14 protein-coding genes are annotated in these 16,286 nt (G+C 55.9%); all 14 read left to right on the plus strand.

Going from position 1 to position 16,286, the window contains the following annotated elements; all coding sequences use genetic code 11:
* Nucleotides 1–26 precede the first annotated feature (26 nt).
* Nucleotides 27–1,559 (plus strand): MBL fold metallo-hydrolase RNA specificity domain-containing protein, encoded by a 1,533-nt coding sequence (locus tag OXH74_RS06720; RefSeq protein WP_375740574.1) that lies wholly within the window; start codon nt 27–29, stop codon nt 1,557–1,559.
* Between the two features lie 51 nt (nt 1,560–1,610).
* Nucleotides 1,611–2,738, plus strand: coding sequence for a non-hydrolyzing UDP-N-acetylglucosamine 2-epimerase (gene wecB, locus OXH74_RS06725; protein ID WP_375740575.1), 1,128 nt, complete (start codon nt 1,611–1,613; stop codon nt 2,736–2,738).
* 67 nt (nt 2,739–2,805) lie between these two features.
* Complete coding sequence (gene wecC / locus OXH74_RS06730; protein ID WP_375740576.1) at nt 2,806–4,041, plus strand: UDP-N-acetyl-D-mannosamine dehydrogenase; 1,236 nt, start codon at nt 2,806–2,808, stop codon at nt 4,039–4,041.
* A 40-nt stretch (nt 4,042–4,081) separates the two neighbouring features.
* Entirely contained in the window at nt 4,082–5,338 is a 1,257-nt protein-coding gene (locus tag OXH74_RS06735; RefSeq protein WP_375740577.1) for a hypothetical protein, read from the plus strand.
* Nucleotides 5,322–6,485 (plus strand): polysaccharide pyruvyl transferase family protein, encoded by a 1,164-nt coding sequence (locus OXH74_RS06740; RefSeq protein ID WP_375740578.1) that lies wholly within the window; start codon nt 5,322–5,324, stop codon nt 6,483–6,485. Before OXH74_RS06735 ends, OXH74_RS06740 begins: the two co-directional genes overlap by 17 nt.
* On the plus strand, nt 6,452–7,576 hold the full coding sequence (locus OXH74_RS06745; protein WP_375740579.1) for a glycosyltransferase: 1,125 nt from the start codon (nt 6,452–6,454) through the stop codon (nt 7,574–7,576). The genes OXH74_RS06740 and OXH74_RS06745 overlap by 34 nt, the downstream gene beginning before the upstream one ends.
* Nucleotides 7,573–8,826, plus strand: a complete 1,254-nt coding sequence (locus OXH74_RS06750; protein WP_375740580.1) for a DUF6369 family protein — start codon at nt 7,573–7,575, stop codon at nt 8,824–8,826. The genes OXH74_RS06745 and OXH74_RS06750 overlap by 4 nt, the downstream gene beginning before the upstream one ends.
* Nucleotides 8,798–9,559, plus strand: a complete 762-nt coding sequence (locus tag OXH74_RS06755) for a WecB/TagA/CpsF family glycosyltransferase (protein ID WP_375740581.1) — start codon at nt 8,798–8,800, stop codon at nt 9,557–9,559. The genes OXH74_RS06750 and OXH74_RS06755 overlap by 29 nt, the downstream gene beginning before the upstream one ends.
* A gap of 234 nt (nt 9,560–9,793) precedes the next feature.
* Nucleotides 9,794–10,150, plus strand: a complete 357-nt coding sequence (locus OXH74_RS06760; RefSeq protein WP_375740582.1) for a hypothetical protein — start codon at nt 9,794–9,796, stop codon at nt 10,148–10,150.
* Nucleotides 10,151–10,394: 244 nt separating this feature from the next.
* Entirely contained in the window at nt 10,395–11,501 is a 1,107-nt protein-coding gene (locus OXH74_RS06765; protein ID WP_375740583.1) for a polysaccharide biosynthesis/export family protein, read from the plus strand.
* Between the two features lie 11 nt (nt 11,502–11,512).
* Entirely contained in the window at nt 11,513–12,169 is a 657-nt protein-coding gene (locus tag OXH74_RS06770) for a YjbF family lipoprotein (RefSeq protein WP_375740584.1), read from the plus strand.
* 142 nt (nt 12,170–12,311) lie between these two features.
* A complete protein-coding gene (locus OXH74_RS06775; protein ID WP_375740585.1) occupies nt 12,312–13,082 on the plus strand; it encodes a capsule biosynthesis GfcC family protein in 771 nt (256 codons plus the stop codon).
* The gene (locus tag OXH74_RS06780; protein WP_375740586.1) at nt 13,079–15,178 is read left to right on the plus strand and encodes a YjbH domain-containing protein; all 2,100 of its coding nucleotides are present in this window, start codon (nt 13,079–13,081) and stop codon (nt 15,176–15,178) included. Before OXH74_RS06775 ends, OXH74_RS06780 begins: the two co-directional genes overlap by 4 nt.
* A complete protein-coding gene (locus OXH74_RS06785; protein ID WP_375740587.1) occupies nt 15,175–15,570 on the plus strand; it encodes a VanZ family protein in 396 nt (131 codons plus the stop codon). The genes OXH74_RS06780 and OXH74_RS06785 overlap by 4 nt, the downstream gene beginning before the upstream one ends.
* Nucleotides 15,571–16,286: the final 716 nt, after the last annotated feature.

The raw sequence follows: 16,286 nt of genomic DNA on the forward strand, positions 1-16,286 counted from the left end.
AAACCGATGTTAAAGGACTAACACCCATGCTTTACCCGGAAATCCAGCACCACGGCGCCGTCAACGGCGTAACCGGCTCCTGCCATCAACTGTTGATGGATGCCCAGCACAGCCTGCTGGTGGACTGCGGCCTGTTCCAGGGCGCGGAAACCTCCGCCGACGGCAAGGCTGATGCCAGCCAACTGGGCATCGACTTCGCCATCAGCACCCTGAAAGCGCTGGTGCTCACCCACGTACACATGGACCACGTAGGCCGCCTGCCGTACCTGCTGGCGGCCGGCTACAAAGGCCCGATTCTCTGCAGCCAGCCCTCGGCGCACCTGCTCCCGCTGGTGCTGGAAGATGCCTTCCAGTTCACCTTCGGGCGCAACCCGCAGCAGCTGCAGAAGTACCTCAAGCTGATTCGCCAACGTTTGATGCCTCTCCCCTACCGCACCTGGCATAGCCTGATCGACACCCCCGATCTGCAAGCGAAGATTCGCCTGCAGCGGGCCGGCCACATCCTCGGCTCCGCCTACATCGAGTGCGACCTGAGCTACCCCAAGCGCGCCGAACAGAAGCGCATCGTCTTCTCCGGCGACCTGGGCGCCACTCACACGCCCCTGCTGCCCGCACCCAAATCCCCCTGGAAGGCCGACATCCTGGTACTGGAAAGCACCTACGGCGACCGGCTGCACGAAGATCGCCGCACGCGCAAACAACGCCTCAAGGCCATCATCGAACAAGCCCTGGCCGACAACGGCACCGTGCTCATCCCGGCTTTCAGCATCGGCCGCACCCAGGAACTGCTCTACGAGCTGGAAGACATCATCCACCGCGCCGGCCAACGCCCCTCTCCCTCCGCGAGAGGGGCCGGGAGTGAAGGAAGCCAGCCTCGCACCAACCACTCCCCTCTCTCCCCGGGAGAGGGGCCGGGGGTGAGGGAAACATCCGCAGACTCGGCCCCAACCGCCACAAACTGGCCCACCCTGCCCATCATCCTCGACTCCCCCTTGGCCACGCGCTTTACCCAGGCCTACCGCGACCTCCAACCCTATTGGGACGCCGAAGCGCAAAAGCGCATCAAGGTCGGCCGCAAGCCACTGGGCTTCGAGCAACTGCTCACGGTAGAAACTCACGACGCCCACCTACGCATGGTGCGCCACCTGGCCAGCACCGCTCGCCCAGCCATCGTGATTGCCGGCAACGGCATGTGCAGCGGCGGCCGCATCGTCAATTACCTGAAGGCCATGCTTGGCGACAAACGCCACAACGTGCTCTTCGTGGGTTACCAGGCACGCGGAACACCCGGCCAGATCATCCAGCAGTTCGGCCCCAAACGCGGTTATGTCGACCTGGATAACGAACGCTTCGAGATTCGCGCCGGCATCCACACCGTTGGCGGCTATTCAGCCCATGCCGACCAGCAGGGATTGGTGAACTTCCTGACGCGAATGCGGCACTGGCCGAGTGAAATCCGGCTGGTCCATGGCGAAACCCAGGCCAAAAATGCACTGGGCACTCAGATTCTCGTGAACTATCAACGATATAGCCGCGTCGTAGACGTGCAAATTCCCTAACCTCACCTCAGCAACTAATACGTCGACTCACAAGGACGTGCGGAGCACCCCATGACCATCAAAACCCTCTGTGTGTTTGGCACACGCCCCGAAGCCATCAAGATGGCACCTCTCGCCCTGGCCCTTGCCGCCGACGAGAACTTTGATGCCAAGGTGTGCGTCACCGGCCAACACCGTGAAATGCTCGACCAGGTCCTCGGCCTATTCGGCATCGAGCCAGATTTCGATCTGAACATCATGAAGCCCGGCCAGGACCTCACAGACGTCACTACGGCCATCCTGCAGGGTATGAAAGGCATCTTCACGGCGTATAAGCCGGACGTGGTACTGGTGCACGGCGACACTGCAACCACCTTTGCGGCCAGCCTGGCTGCCTACTACCAGCAAATTCCCGTCGCGCACGTGGAAGCCGGCCTGCGCACCGGCAATATCTACTCGCCATGGCCGGAAGAGGCCAACCGCAAACTGACCGGCGCCCTGGCCAATCTTCACTTCGCGCCGACCAACACTTCGCGGGATAACCTTCTGCGCGAAGGCCTCGACCCCAAGGCCATCATCGTGACGGGCAACACTGTGATCGATGCCCTGCTGGATGTAGTAGCACGACTCGACAAGGACCAGGCGCTTTATGCTGAAGCAGCCAAGCCCTTCGAATTCCTGAACCTGAACCGCAAGATCGTTCTGGTGACCGGGCATCGCCGCGAGAGTTTCGGCGGCGGTTTCGAGCGCATCTGCCAGGCGCTCATGGAAGTTGCCCAGCAACACCCAGAGGTGGATATCGTCTACCCAGTCCACCTCAACCCGAACGTCCGCGAGCCCGTTAATCGCTTGCTGACCGGCATCCCCAACGTCCACCTGATCGAGCCGCTGGACTATCTGCCGTTCGTGTACCTGATGAGCCGCTCGCACATCATCCTGACGGATTCGGGTGGCATCCAGGAGGAGGCACCCTCCCTCGGCAAACCGGTCCTGGTCATGCGCGATACAACAGAGCGCCCCGAGGCCGTTGCTGCCGGCACGGTAAAACTCGTAGGCACCGATACCGCGAATATCGTCCGGGAGCTCAATGCTCTGCTGACTGACACCAACGCCTACCGCGCCATGAGCTACGCCCATAACCCCTACGGTGATGGCGAAGCCTGCAAACGCATTCTGAACGCTCTGCGCTCAATCAACTAAACGATCGCTCCTATTAATAGCGGGGGCGAAGCTCCTGCTTTGACCTTTGTTTCATTAAGGAAGAAAAATGCCTTTCCAGACAATCTCCGTAGTTGGCCTTGGCTACATCGGTTTGCCCACTGCTGCGGTCTTTGCCTCGCGCAAGAAGAAGGTCATCGGTGTTGATGTAAACCAACAAGCCGTCGACACCATCAACCGCGGCGAGATCCACATCGTAGAGCCCGACCTGGACATGGTCGTACATGCGGCAGTCGTCGAAGGTTACCTGCGCGCCACCACAGTGCCTGAACCCGCCGATGCCTTCCTGATTGCGGTTCCGACACCTTTCAAAGAGAACTATGAGCCCGACCTTGGCTACATCGAGTCCGCCAGCAAATCCATTGCCCCGGTGCTGAAGAAGGGCGACCTGGTCATCCTGGAGTCCACTTCCCCGGTTGGTGCCACCGAGCAAATGGCCGCTTGGCTCGCCGAAGCGCGTCCTGACCTGACCTTCCCGCAGACCCATGGCGAGGCGTCCGACATTCGCGTGGCCCATTGCCCCGAACGCGTACTCCCTGGCCACGTACTCCGCGAACTGGTCCAGAACGACCGCGTGATCGGCGGCATGACCCCCAAGTGCTCCGAGGCAGCCGTGGCGCTTTACCAGGCCTTTGTGGAAGGCGACTGCGTCATCACCAGTGCCCGCACCGCCGAGATGTGCAAGCTGACCGAGAACAGCTTCCGCGATGTGAACATCGCCTTTGCCAACGAACTCTCGATCATATGCGACAAGCTGGATATCAATGTGTGGGAGCTGATCCGCCTTGCCAACCGCCACCCGCGGGTGAATATCCTCCAGCCCGGCCCAGGTGTAGGCGGCCACTGCATCGCGGTCGACCCCTGGTTCATCGTCAGCAAGACCCCCGAAGAAGCCAGGCTGATTCGTACCGCACGCGAAGTGAACGACAGCAAGCCGGAACTGGTAATCGAGAAGGTGAAGAAAGAAGCGTCCCGCTTCAAAAACCCTCGAATCGCATGCTTCGGTCTTGCCTTCAAGGCGAATATCGATGACCTGCGCGAAAGCCCCGCACTGGAAATCGCCAAGAAACTGTCTCAGGCCTTCCCTGATGCAGTGATGGCAGTCGAGCCCAATATTGATACGATCCCACGCGAACTGGGCGCGCAATTGAACCTTGTAGACATTGATGCGGCTCTTGAGAAAGCCGACCTCGCCGTCCTTTTGGTAGACCACAAGGAATTCAAGTCCATCAAGAAAGAAAAACTCGGTCGTCTGGTGACGATTGACACCAAAGGTATCTGGTAAGAATCAGGCGCGACCAAGAACTTGGTCGCGCAACAAAAAAATGAAAGACATATTATTTAGCGCCTTAAGCAATCTGCTTAATTTCCTATTCTCCAAAGGCTCAATGGTTGCTGCGGGAATAGTAGCATCCCATCTTACAAGCATGGAGAACACTCAGACGCTTAGCATTATTATTGCGACGATTTCTGCCTTTGGCACTCTTTTCCAGCAAGCCGTATCAACGACAAACATCAGATACAACTCGCAAATAATAACAAAAACAAAAAATTACCGCACAACCGTAACAATAATCATAAGCACTCTTTCATTACCAGTATCATTATATCTCTACGTAACATCTCAGCTTTCCGCAATAAACTCTGCCCTGATTTTCATTCTACTCATTTTAAACGGGACTAGCGGATTCAAGCTTGCAGACGCAACAATACAAAAAAAATTCGTTCACATAAGTATTCTGGGCACCATACAAGGAGCCCTGATCCTTCTAGCAACATTTACAATATTAAAACTCGAACTTGGAACTGATTTTTATACACTACCATTCTTACTCGCTTCGGCCCTCTGGTTTTCCATCCCCTCAACGCAACTGAGTCCAAGCGAGACATCCACAACAGTCAATACCGCCATCTCCAAGACCTTTCTACCTGCAATTTTTACTGGAATCTTCTTCTTACCAGTAATCTGGCTTTTGATTGGAGACATTCAAGCAAGGTTTGGGGACCAGGAGGCCTTTCTCCTTACCACAGCGAATCAGTGGAGAATGACCGTCGGCATCCTACCTGCAATTTTCGGTGGATATCTACTGCTCCTGCTCACCAAAGTAGGTCACAAAGATAAAAAGAACAAGAACAGCAATTATACAATCACATACTACCCTGCAGTAGCAATCACAATAGCCTGCACAGCATTAGTTAGCCATCTAGATTTAATTTATCCAACCGAAATCGCAAACAACACAGAACTCAAGAAAACCATAATTCTCTTCATGCTAGCCAGCGTAATTACAACGCTAAAAAGCTCCATCTCGAGAGAAATGATTGCTGCAGAACTCGCAAAACTAAGCATTGCAAGCAACTTAATATGGGCAACTATTTTCTGCACACTCCATTTTTTCGTTTACCACCAAGAGGGAGCCTATGGAGTATCCAAATCCTTCCTCGCGTCCCAAGTCATCCATTTGCTGCTTTGGGCGCCAATAATAATAAAAAAAGAACTCATCCCAAAGGAATTCATAGACTTTAAATTCTTAGCAAGCATTATCCCCCTTGCCTGGATACTATATGCAAATGCAACATAATCAAACCAATCTCAAAGCACACATTCGCGGGGCTTACGGCCCCGGCAACCTGGGTGACGATGTACTCCTTGAAGTGTGCATCAACATCCTGCGCAATCATTTCCCCGAGCAAACCATATCGGTCGGACTTAACAAGCCAAGCAAGCCGGGATACCTCAATAAATACAGATGCCGATTCACTCACATTTCGGCCCCCATTAAAACAGACTTTCTCTTCTATGGCGGCGGCGGCCAGTTTTTTGAATTCAAAAAGAAATCGAATAACCGATCAGCCATCCAGAAAGTACTTGAGGCAAGAAAGCAAGGTCTATCACTAAAAGACATCGCAAAAATCCTCACCAATCGGGCACTAAGAAAAAGCAATATATCATTTCAAAAAAGTGCTGCCATTTGCCTTGGACTTGGCCCATTCGAAAACTCTTCGTCAGACTTGATCAGGGACAAAATCGCTCCGTTCCTGAGGTGTGACTACAAATCCGTCAGAGATAATGAGAGTTTTCTATTTGCCACAGGCCATGCACAAGACCTAAAAGTTTATACCGACCCCACGTTCCTTGTAGATCACTGGTTCACCTCCACTAATAAGTCGCGGGCAGCACATGGCAACGCTGTTGGCATAATACTCAGAAAGTGGGACCTGAACGAGCACGGAAGGAACGCTATTTCAAATACCATAGAGGCAGCAAGGCTACTTATTAAGGCTGGGAAGAAGGTTTCCTTCATTTCCCTGTACAGGGACTACGACAAGGAAATCATCGAAAGCCTTAATGAGTTTGACTGGATAATCTGGGACCCACAGAAAGACTCCCCAAGCGGCTTCGTCGAAAAACTTTCAAATAACTTCGACATACTTGTAAGCGCTAGAGCGCACGGCGTTCTACTTCCGGCCCAAGCAGGTATCCCAAGTGTAGTTGTGGGAATCGAACCCAAGCTTAAAAACATCCACGACTTTCTTCCAAACGGTACGCTTTACTGCGATGGAAATGACGCATCGGACATTTTCAAACAAGCATTATCCTGCCTTGAGAGAAAAGAAGAACTAACCTTAAAGTTAAACGAAGATGTAAGAAGACAACGAGCACTTGCAGACAGCTTCCTGGAAGATTTTGACTCATGGATAAACTTGACAATAGCAGAACTGCGGTAATCCTGTACTTCGGGGTCGGAATTCAAACCACCCCAAAGATACAACTCATAAAAGATACGCTCGAAAAGAAATATAAGAACGTACTGATATCAGGAGTTACCGCAAGACCATTCGAGCCAGGCTCCAAGCACAACGTTATTTCTGTCAACTCAAAAAACAAATTCACCAAGGTACTGGCATCGGTCACGGCAATCATCAAACTGTGCTACTGGCTGAACAAGCAGTCCCCCGACCTGATTTATGCCATTAATCCCGTACCTGGACTAATAGCGTCAATATTCAAAAAGATAAAAAAGACCAAGTTCATATACGAAACGCTAGAAATTTTTAGCGGAATCGAATACTTCCCATACAATAAAAGGTACCGACCAATATGGTACCTTATAGAAAAGACAGCAATTCGAAACAGCGAAAAAACGTTCACAACGGACGAATTCAGGGTAAAATTCCTCCGGAGATACTTCAAGGTAACGACACAAAAGCTAAGCTACACCTACAATACGAACAAAGCCCCGGCGCCTTCGGAAGAATACTCGACCCCCTCGTCGATAGTTCTGAGTTACTGCGGTGGAGTTTACCCAGGCCGCCAGATAGACGAAATCTTATCGGCGTTTTCTCTCTTAAAGGAGAATGAACGCTCGGCAAAACTGATTATTGCTGGCGGTGGCGACGCCGACTATCTAGAAAGGCTGAAGGAACTTGCATCCAACCTGAAGATATCAGACTCCGTAAGCTTTACAGGCCATCTTCCCAACGAACAGCTTAAAAATATAATGCGGAACTCAACAATAACATTCGCATTCTACAAAGATGACTCGCTAAACAATAGACTTAATAGTCCAAACAAAATATTCGATTCATTATTCAGCAGAACAGCCCTAATAACCACATCCTCACCACTTTCGAGAAAGATAATTCTAGCCAACGGCGCCGGAGAGGTAATAAGCGACACATCGCCGCAAGCAATTCATGAAAAGTGCCTGGAACTAATTTCCACCAAACGCTCCCAGCCCGACTACGACATGCTAATCAAAAAGTACTGCTGGGAATCTGAAGAGAATAAAATTCTAAAAGCCCTCCCCCAAGCATGATATACATAATTCTTTCGCTTTCGTTTTTTTCTCTAGGCTTACTCAGAGAAAAGGGGGCGGCCCCTTTCATATTGGCTATTGCGTGCCTTCCATTCGCAAATTCACTTTCCGGATACTTTTACAAGTTTGGACTTTACTCATACGACTTTTTCTTTATTGGCGCACTGCTATCTTTCCTATCCAAGCAAATAATAAGCGGCTCATTAAATCTTAAAATACAAAAATGGGCCCTATTGTTATTCGCAACACTCCTGGCATATGCCGCAACCGCAGCAGCAGCCGGTGCAAAGCTGGATGTCTATTTCCTAAGGGACCTGCGCCCAGCGATTTTCGCACTTGAATTGGTTACCGCCGCCATTATCATAAAAAACTCGGAAAAAATTCTTACCGCAAAAACTGCAATCCACATCGTAATACTTGCGGGCTTTACTAACCTCATATGGCTCGCACTTTCAATTGCAGGCATAATATCATCTGATGATGAGTACTACACAACAAACAACTACAAATACTTCGACTCCAGCACCTATATATCCGCACTTTTCGCCATATATTTTCTTTCACAAAGAAAAGCACGAGGCCGCACCCAGTTTAACGACCCTCTACGCGGAATTGAAATCGTTGCATTTTTGACGTCACTAATATCGGTTGTATTTTCCGGCTATAGAGCACTCATTCTTGCGACAGCAATTGCCGCATTAGCCAGCAGCGTCAAAGACCCTAGGAAGCTATTTCTTGCAATAGCAACCCTTCCAGCCTGTGCAATTGCCTTCATATACCTATCTACCCTCTTTGGTGCTGACAGGGTAATAGAAGGCCTGACTATCGATGGAATTTTTGCGCAATTATCAACCAGATACGGGCCGGCTTTTGATGTGATATCTGCCTTCACCCCAACGAACTACTTGTTCGGCGCCGGCTTTGGAACAGTATTTGAGATAGACTGGTTCGGATATAGATCCCTGGACACAACCAACAACTTTGTCGACAGCGCATACGTTACCTTCTTCGCAAAATACGGATTGATGGGAATCTTGATGCTTGTGGCGATGGTGTTCTCGTTCAGATCCATATCACCAACTTCGCTAAGAACACCGATCTCAGCCTACCTCTTCGTTCTCTTTATGGTCTATGCGATTTCATATCAACCCGCATCCGCCGGAATTATCGTAGGCTGCATTTTGCTTAGAACTCTAAATACCCACCTGGCAAGGCAAAAAGATGAAAAACTTGTCCGCCTTCAAAATTGAAGCATTCGGCTGCCCAATGCATGCAATTTCCTGTAGCAAGACAGTAGAAGCAATACGTGGACTAATTCTGGATGGGAAGTTTACGCAGCACGTGGTGGTCAATGTTGCAAAAATCGTCCACATGATGTCTGACCCAAAACTGAAAGAGTCTGTCACTTCCTGCGACATCATAAACATAGACGGCATGGGAGTAGTCTGGGGCGCGCGGTTACTTGGGCACCAAGTGCCCGAACGAGTGGCAGGCGTCGATCTTTTTCATAAACTTCTTGCCATGAGCACTAGCAATGGTTTTTCTGTCTATCTGCTCGGTGCAACCGATGAAGTTGTCTCCAAGACAGCCGCAACGGTGCAGTCCCTGTACCCTGGCCTCAGAGTAGCCGGTTATCACCATGGTTATTTCTGGGATGATGAAGAAGCAATGGTGGAAAAAGTGCGCAATTCCGGTGCCCAGTTACTGTTCGTGGCGATTACTTCTCCCAAGAAGGAAAACTTCATCAACCGCTGGAAGGACCAATTGGGCGTTAACTTCGTAATGGGCGTTGGCGGAACCTTTGATGTGGTTGCCGGCAAGGTCAAACGTGCACCTGTCTGGATGCAGAACTGGGGCCTCGAGTGGTTCTATCGAGTCATCCAGGAGCCCGGCCGGATGTGGAAGCGCTATTTAACCACCAATAGCCGATTTGCCTGGTTACTGCTGAAAGAAAAGTGCAAACAAGTCCTTGGAAGAAGCTGAGTGGCTCACTTATCGCCAGTACCAAAATTAGCGATGCATGTCCTATGAGTTGCTTTGGCCCAATTAAGGCTGCGACAAATTCTTGACTTCTCGCGTACTGGCAATGGAAATATTTCCGACATTATTCGGCTGTTAATCATCGATACTGCTTTTTCTTGCAGCGACTACCGCTTTTCCCCTACCCTAGGCCACTATACGTGCCATCAGGGATTTCCCCTCAAAAGGAGCATGACTGTGAAAAAACTTCTCTCCCTGGCTATAGCCGCTGCCATCAGCACCCCTCTGATGGCTGCCAACCCTCCCGCACAGGGCACCACCAACGCCGCGACCAAATCGGCAACCGGCGCCGAGAACGCCTCTAAGGCCGGCAATGCGATGCCCAACAAACCTGGCGCCACCCAGGGCCTCAGCCTGTCCACCCCGGTTGCTGGCGGCGTTACCGTGGGTACCGGCTTGGCAATCGGTGCTGCGGCCATTGCTGCTGGCGTTGCGGCCTCCAACAGCGGCGGCGGTGGCAACGACAGCACCCCTGGCGCTGGCGGCACCACCGGTACCACTGGCACCACTGGTACTACCGGCACCACCAACTAAGCCCTGCGCTTGGCTGCTGCACATTGAAAGCTCCCAGCATTGCTGGGAGCTTTCATATCTGGCCTGTAACTCCGGGCCCCGGTTGATCGTCACACCTGCCCAGCTTGCGTGCACAACCCTGCGCGCCGTTATTCGGCATTTTCCGCTGGCCAGGGCCTCAACCCTGTAACCATGACTAATGACTCCAGAGTCAGGCCCTACCGCGTCTGGTAGCGCCTGGATCACTGCACAAGACCACCCGACCATGACTCGCGCACTCCCCCTGGCCATGCTGCTTGGCCTCACCCTGCAAGGCTGTATGTTTTCCCCTGGCCAACACATGGATTCCGGCAATCTGGTGCGCGAAGGTTCGCCGGAAAGCAGCCGCATCGAGCTGGTGCCCATTACGCCGAAGCTGGTGGCCATCGAGTCCGCGATGAATGGCGTGAAAGTGGCGCCCGAGCTGTTGAGCTATCAGCCTGAGGAATACCGTATCGGCGCGGGTGACCTGGTCTACATCACGGTGTGGGACCACCCTGAGCTCACCGCCCCCTCCGGCCCGCAGCAGCAGATCGAGGCCAACGGTCGCCTGGTGCGCCCGGATGGCACGCTGTTCTACCCCTACGTCGGCAGGATAGAAGCGGCAGGCAAGACCATCGAGGAGCTGCGAGCACTCATCGCCTCGAATCTCACCCGAGTGGTATCTGAACCACAAGTCGACGCCAGTGTGCTGCGCTTTGCCAGCCAGAAGGTGATTCTCTCTGGCGCCTTCGGCAAGACTGGCCCTGTGCCCGTTACCAATACACCGCTCAGCCTGCTGGATGCCGTAGGCCAAGGCGGTGTGCAAGCCGGTTCTGCTGACATTGCCGGCCTGGTACTCAAACGCGACGGCCGCGAGTATGTGATCGACCTGGATACGCTGAATCGCAAGGACTCGGTCCTGCACAGCATCTACCTGAAGGACGGTGACCAGCTCCACCTGCCCTATAACGACCAGAAGAAGGTCTATCTGCTGGGTGAGGTGAATGCCGCCCGCGCCCTGTTCTTTAAAGGCAGCAGCATGAACCTGACGGACGCACTGGGCAGCGTGGGTGGTCTGCGCCAGGAAACCTCCAGCGGCAAGGAGGTGTATGTGATCCGTGGGGTGGATGACCTGCAGCGCGACGTGGCCAAGGTTTACCAGCTCAACCTCAAGTCCCCGTCGGCCTTCGTAGTGGCCGAGCACTTCAAGCTGCAGCCGCAGGACGTGGTCTACGTCGGCCCGGCTGATGTCACCCGCTGGAACCGCTTCATCAGCCAGGTGTTCCCCACTGCCAATCTGCTGCGCACCGGGGTCGCCATTCAGGATGACATGAGCGACAACAGCAACTGAGAGCCTGTGACGTGAAGATAACGCGCCTGGCCATGCTGCCTCTGGCTGCTCTACTCAGTGCCTGCAACCCGTTGATGACGGCCAGCCTGGATACCCTCAAGGCCGCCGTGCAGGGGCCAGAGCCCCTGGAACTGACCCGCGAGCAGGTGGAGGCCGTCCCTTACTACCAGATCATGATTACCGCCCCCACCGGGGAGGCGGTAATGGCCCTGGTGCGCCTGCAGGAAGGGGTGGAGTTCTATCTCGCCGCCACCCAGCAGGTACTGATGCTGCAGGATGGCCTGGCCATTCGCAGCGTGGGCTTCAATGACAACCTGGACGGCACCCGCTTTGTCGGCGAGTCGCCCTTCCGCACCGGCCTGCACCGGATTCCGGATGGCCTGCGCGCCGAGCGCCAGGTGGATTTTGCCGGGCGCTACCAGATGGGTGCGCAGTTGATCAGCCATTTCGAGAAGCAGGGCCTGGAGACGGTGCGCATCCTCGATCGCGACCTGGAGTTGTTGCGCGTGGATGAACATATCGAGATACCCGGCCTGGGCTTTTCCGCCCGCAACCAGTACTGGGTGGACCCCGCCGATGGCTTCATCCTGGCCAGCGTCCAGCACGTAACCCCCGAGCTGCCTTTGCGCATCATCCAGGTGCGCCCGATGAAACCTAACGCCATGTAGGAGCGAGCTGCTCGCGAAGGGACACCACCGATTCGCCAGCAAGCTGGCTCCTACGGGAGAGTCGTTGAACGCTGCGGTTCACGAGCGAGAACTCAGCGTCCCCCTCCCTCCTACGACAAGACATGGTCAAACAGAATTCACAATGAGCTTTCCCCCATCCTGGCTGCTGCTTTGCAGCGCCCTGTTCGTTTGCGCCGCCAGCGCAGCCCCTACCGTAACGGTTGAGGGTGATGCCGCCGAGCCCGGCCCCTATCCCGTTAGTGCCAAGACCCACCTGCATGATGTGCTGCTGCCTGCGCAAGTCAGCCCCAAGGCTTACCTGCTGGGTGCTGCCTGGCTGCATGGCCCGCTGCGTGAGGAGCAGATGCGCCTGAAGCTGGGCGTGTTGTTCGACCTGGCTACCCTGGAGCGCAATGCACTGCTGGATGACCGCCTGGCACTGGCCGAACTGGCTACCCGGCTCAGCGCCAAGGTGCAGGCCATGCCGGTCACCGGTCGCCGGGTGGCGGAACTCGATCCGGTGAAGGTGGAGCTGAACCGCGAACACAACCCCGTGCTCAGCGCTGGCGACCGCCTGCTCTACCCACCCAGGCCGGACTTTGTGGTGGTGGAGGGCGCCGTGCAGGCCGAATGCCGATTGCCCTTCGTGCCATTCCAGCCTGCGCGGGACTATCTGGATGCCTGCCCCCGGCATGCCGAGGCGGATCCGGATGAACTCTTCGTGGTACAGCCTGACGGCCGCGTGCAGCGCCAAGGCGTGGCCCTGTGGAACCGCACCGAGGCCCCCGCACCTGCCCCAGGCGCACGCATTTATGTGCCCGTGCGCAGCGCTGGCCAGGGCGAGCCAACGCCAGACTTGAACGCGGAGTTCGCTGCGTTCATCGCCACCCAGCCGCTGGAGGTGGCCCCGTGAAGCGCCATTGGCTCCCGTGCCTGGTACTCGGCTGCGCGACCTGCGCAGTGGCCGAGCCCCGCTACACCCAGAATGACTTTGGCGGCGTAGGCCTGCTGCAAACGCCCACCGCGCGCATGGCCCAAGCTGGCGAGCTGTCGGTGAACGCCAACCGCACTGACCCTTACAGCCGCTACAGTGTCTCGTTCCAGCCGTTCGACTGGCTGGAGGGCAGCTTTCGCTATACCGCCATCAGCAACCGTGACTACGGCGCGGAAGCCTTCAGTGGCGACCAGAGCTACAAGGACAAGGCCATCGACGCCAAGGTCCGCCTGCTCAAGGAAAACCGCTGGCTGCCTGAAGTGGCGCTAGGAGCCCGCGACATCGGCGGTACCGGGCTGTTCTCCAGTGAATATTTCGTGGGCAACAAGCGCCTGGGCGACTTCGACCTGAGCCTGGGCCTGGCCTGGGGCTATATTGGCAACCGCGGGGATATCGATAACCCTCTCGGTTTGCTGGATGACAAGTTCGATGAGCGACCGACCCCTGAGGGTAACGTTGCCAGTGCGGGGGAATTCAACGGCGACAGCTACTTCCGAGGTAGTCCGGCTTTCTTCGGTGGGGTGAACTACCAGACGCCCTGGGACCCGCTCTCGCTCAAGCTGGAATATGAAGGCAACGACTATCAGAAGGAGCCGCTGAACAACAACCAAGTTCAGGACTCCCCCATCAACCTGGGCCTGGTGTTCAAGGCCAGCGACTCGGTAGACCTGCATGCGGCCTGGGAGCGCGGCAACACGGCGATGTTCGGCATCACCCTGCATACCAACTTCGCCACCCGCAAGGCGCCGGCCAAGAGCTTCGACCCGCCGGCAGAAAAGGTGCAGGCCAGCATGCCCAAGGTGGCGCCTGAAGATGTGCAATGGGCGGGCGTTGCCCAGCGCCTGCAGAAGAATGCCGGCTACCGGGTAGAACGTATCGCCCAGCGTGACTCGGAGCTGATCGTCTATGGCGAGCAGACCCGCTACTTCCACGCGCCCAAGGCCGTGGGCCGCGCTGCGCGCATTCTCGACAACAGCGTGAACGACGAGATCGACTGGTTCACCGTGGTCGACAATCGCAATGGCTTGCCGGTGCAGGAAATCAGCCTGCCCCGCGAGACCTTCCGCGAAGTCGCGCAGAAGGATCGGCCGGTGGAAGACCTGCGCCGTGTCACGGAGCAGAACGCGCCGGTACCACACCAGGAAAAGGAACTGTTCGAGCAGACACTGTCGCCGTTCACCTACGGCCTGGGCCTGGGCTACAAGCAGAACATCGGTGGCCCGGATGGCTTCATCCTCTACCAATTCACTGCGGATCTGACTGCCGAATACCGCTTCCAGCGTGACCTGTGGTGGAACGGCATGCTCAGCGCCAACCTGGTGAACAACTTCGACAAGTTCAAGTACGACGCGCCGAGCAACCTGCCGCGCGTGCGCACCTTCCTGCGCGAGTACATGACCACCTCGGACGTGACCATGCCCACCTTCCAGCTGAACAAGGTGCGTCAGCTGGACGAGGACCTCTACGGCATGGCCTACGGCGGCTACCTGGAATCGATGTTCGCGGGTGTGGGTGGCGAGTTGCTGTATCGCCCCATGGGCGAGCGCTGGGCCATCGGCGGCAACCTCAACTGGGCCAAGCAGCGTGATTTCGAGCAGGACTTCGGCCTGCGCGACTACGACGTGATCACCGGCCATGTGACCGGCTACTACCGTTTGCCCTTCGAGGACATCCTCGCGGCGGTCAGCGTTGGCCGTTACCTGGCCCGCGACTATGGCGTGACGTTCGACCTCTCCCGCGAGTTCCGCAACGGCGTGCGCTTCGGTGCCTGGGCGACCTTCACCAATGTCACAAAAGAAGAATACGGCGAGGGTAGCTTCGGCAAGGGCATCTACTTCTCGATCCCCTTCGACGAGCTGATGGCCAGCTCCACCATGCGCCGGGCCAACCTGGTATGGTCGCCGCTGACCCGTGACGGCGGCGCTGCCCTGGGCCGCAGCTACTCGCTCTACTCCCTGACCGAGGGGCGCAACATCGACATGTTCCACAACAACTTCGACAAGGTGGTGGAATGACAGACTCCCGGCTCATCTGGCTTGCGCGCTTGGCCTTCTGCCTCGTGCTGGCCGTGATTTTGATGGCCGGGCTGAGCAGCGACCCGGTGCCGGAAGCTTTCGACAACCAGGACAAGCTGCACCATTGGGCGGGGTTTGCTTGCCTCACCCTGAGTGCCTGGTTGGCCTTTCCACGGGCGCGGCTGCCGTGGCTGTTCCTGTGGCCTTTTCTGGTTTCTGTGGGAATCGAGCTGGGGCAGGAGCTGCTGCCGTTACGCACGGCATCCGGGGCCGACATCGCGGCCAACGTGCTGGGCGTGCTGAGCGGCATCCTGTGCACGCTGGCGTTGCGCAGGCTCTGGCCAACGGATCAGGCCGACCGCCCCGGCGAGCCTGGGGCTGATGCGCTGTAGGGGCGAATCATGGGCAGGGCGGGCCGCCCCCGTAGGAGCGAGCTTGCTCGCGAATGTGAGCCGGCTTTCGCCAGCAAGCTGGCTCCTACAAATAGCTTTAGCCACGTAGGATGGGTTGAGCTTGTGGTACCCATCAGCCCGGTCCGCATGGGTATCGCTCCGCTCCACCCATCCTACGAACTGATGCGCTGTAGGGGCGAATCATGGGCAGGGCGGGCCGCCCCCGTAGGAGCGAGCTTGCTCGCGAATGTGGCCCCGCTTTCGCCAGCAAGCTGGCTCCTACAAATAGCTTTAGCCACGTAGGATGGGTTGAGCGTGCGAAACCCATCAGCCCGGTCCGCATGGGTATCGCTCCGCTCCACCCATCCTACGAACTGATGCGCTGTAGAGGCGAATCATGGGCAGGGCGGGCCGCCCCCGTAGGAGCGAGCTTGCTCGCGAATGTGGCCCCGCTTTCGCCAGCAAGCTGGCTCCTACGAATAGCTTTTAGCCACGTAGGATGGGTTGAGCGTGCGATACCCATCAGCCCGGTCCGCATGGGTATCGCTCCGCTCCACCCATCCTACGAACTGATGCGCTGTAGGGGCGAATCATGGGTAGGGCGGGCCGCCCCCGTAGGAGCGAGCTTGCTCGCGAATGTGGCCCCGCTTTCGCCAGCAAGCTGGCTCCTACGAATAGCTTTAGCCACGTAGGATGGGTTGAGCGTGCGAAACCCA

Source organism: Metapseudomonas boanensis, from assembly GCF_042232855.1.
Lineage (GTDB): Bacteria > Pseudomonadota > Gammaproteobacteria > Pseudomonadales > Pseudomonadaceae > Metapseudomonas > Metapseudomonas boanensis.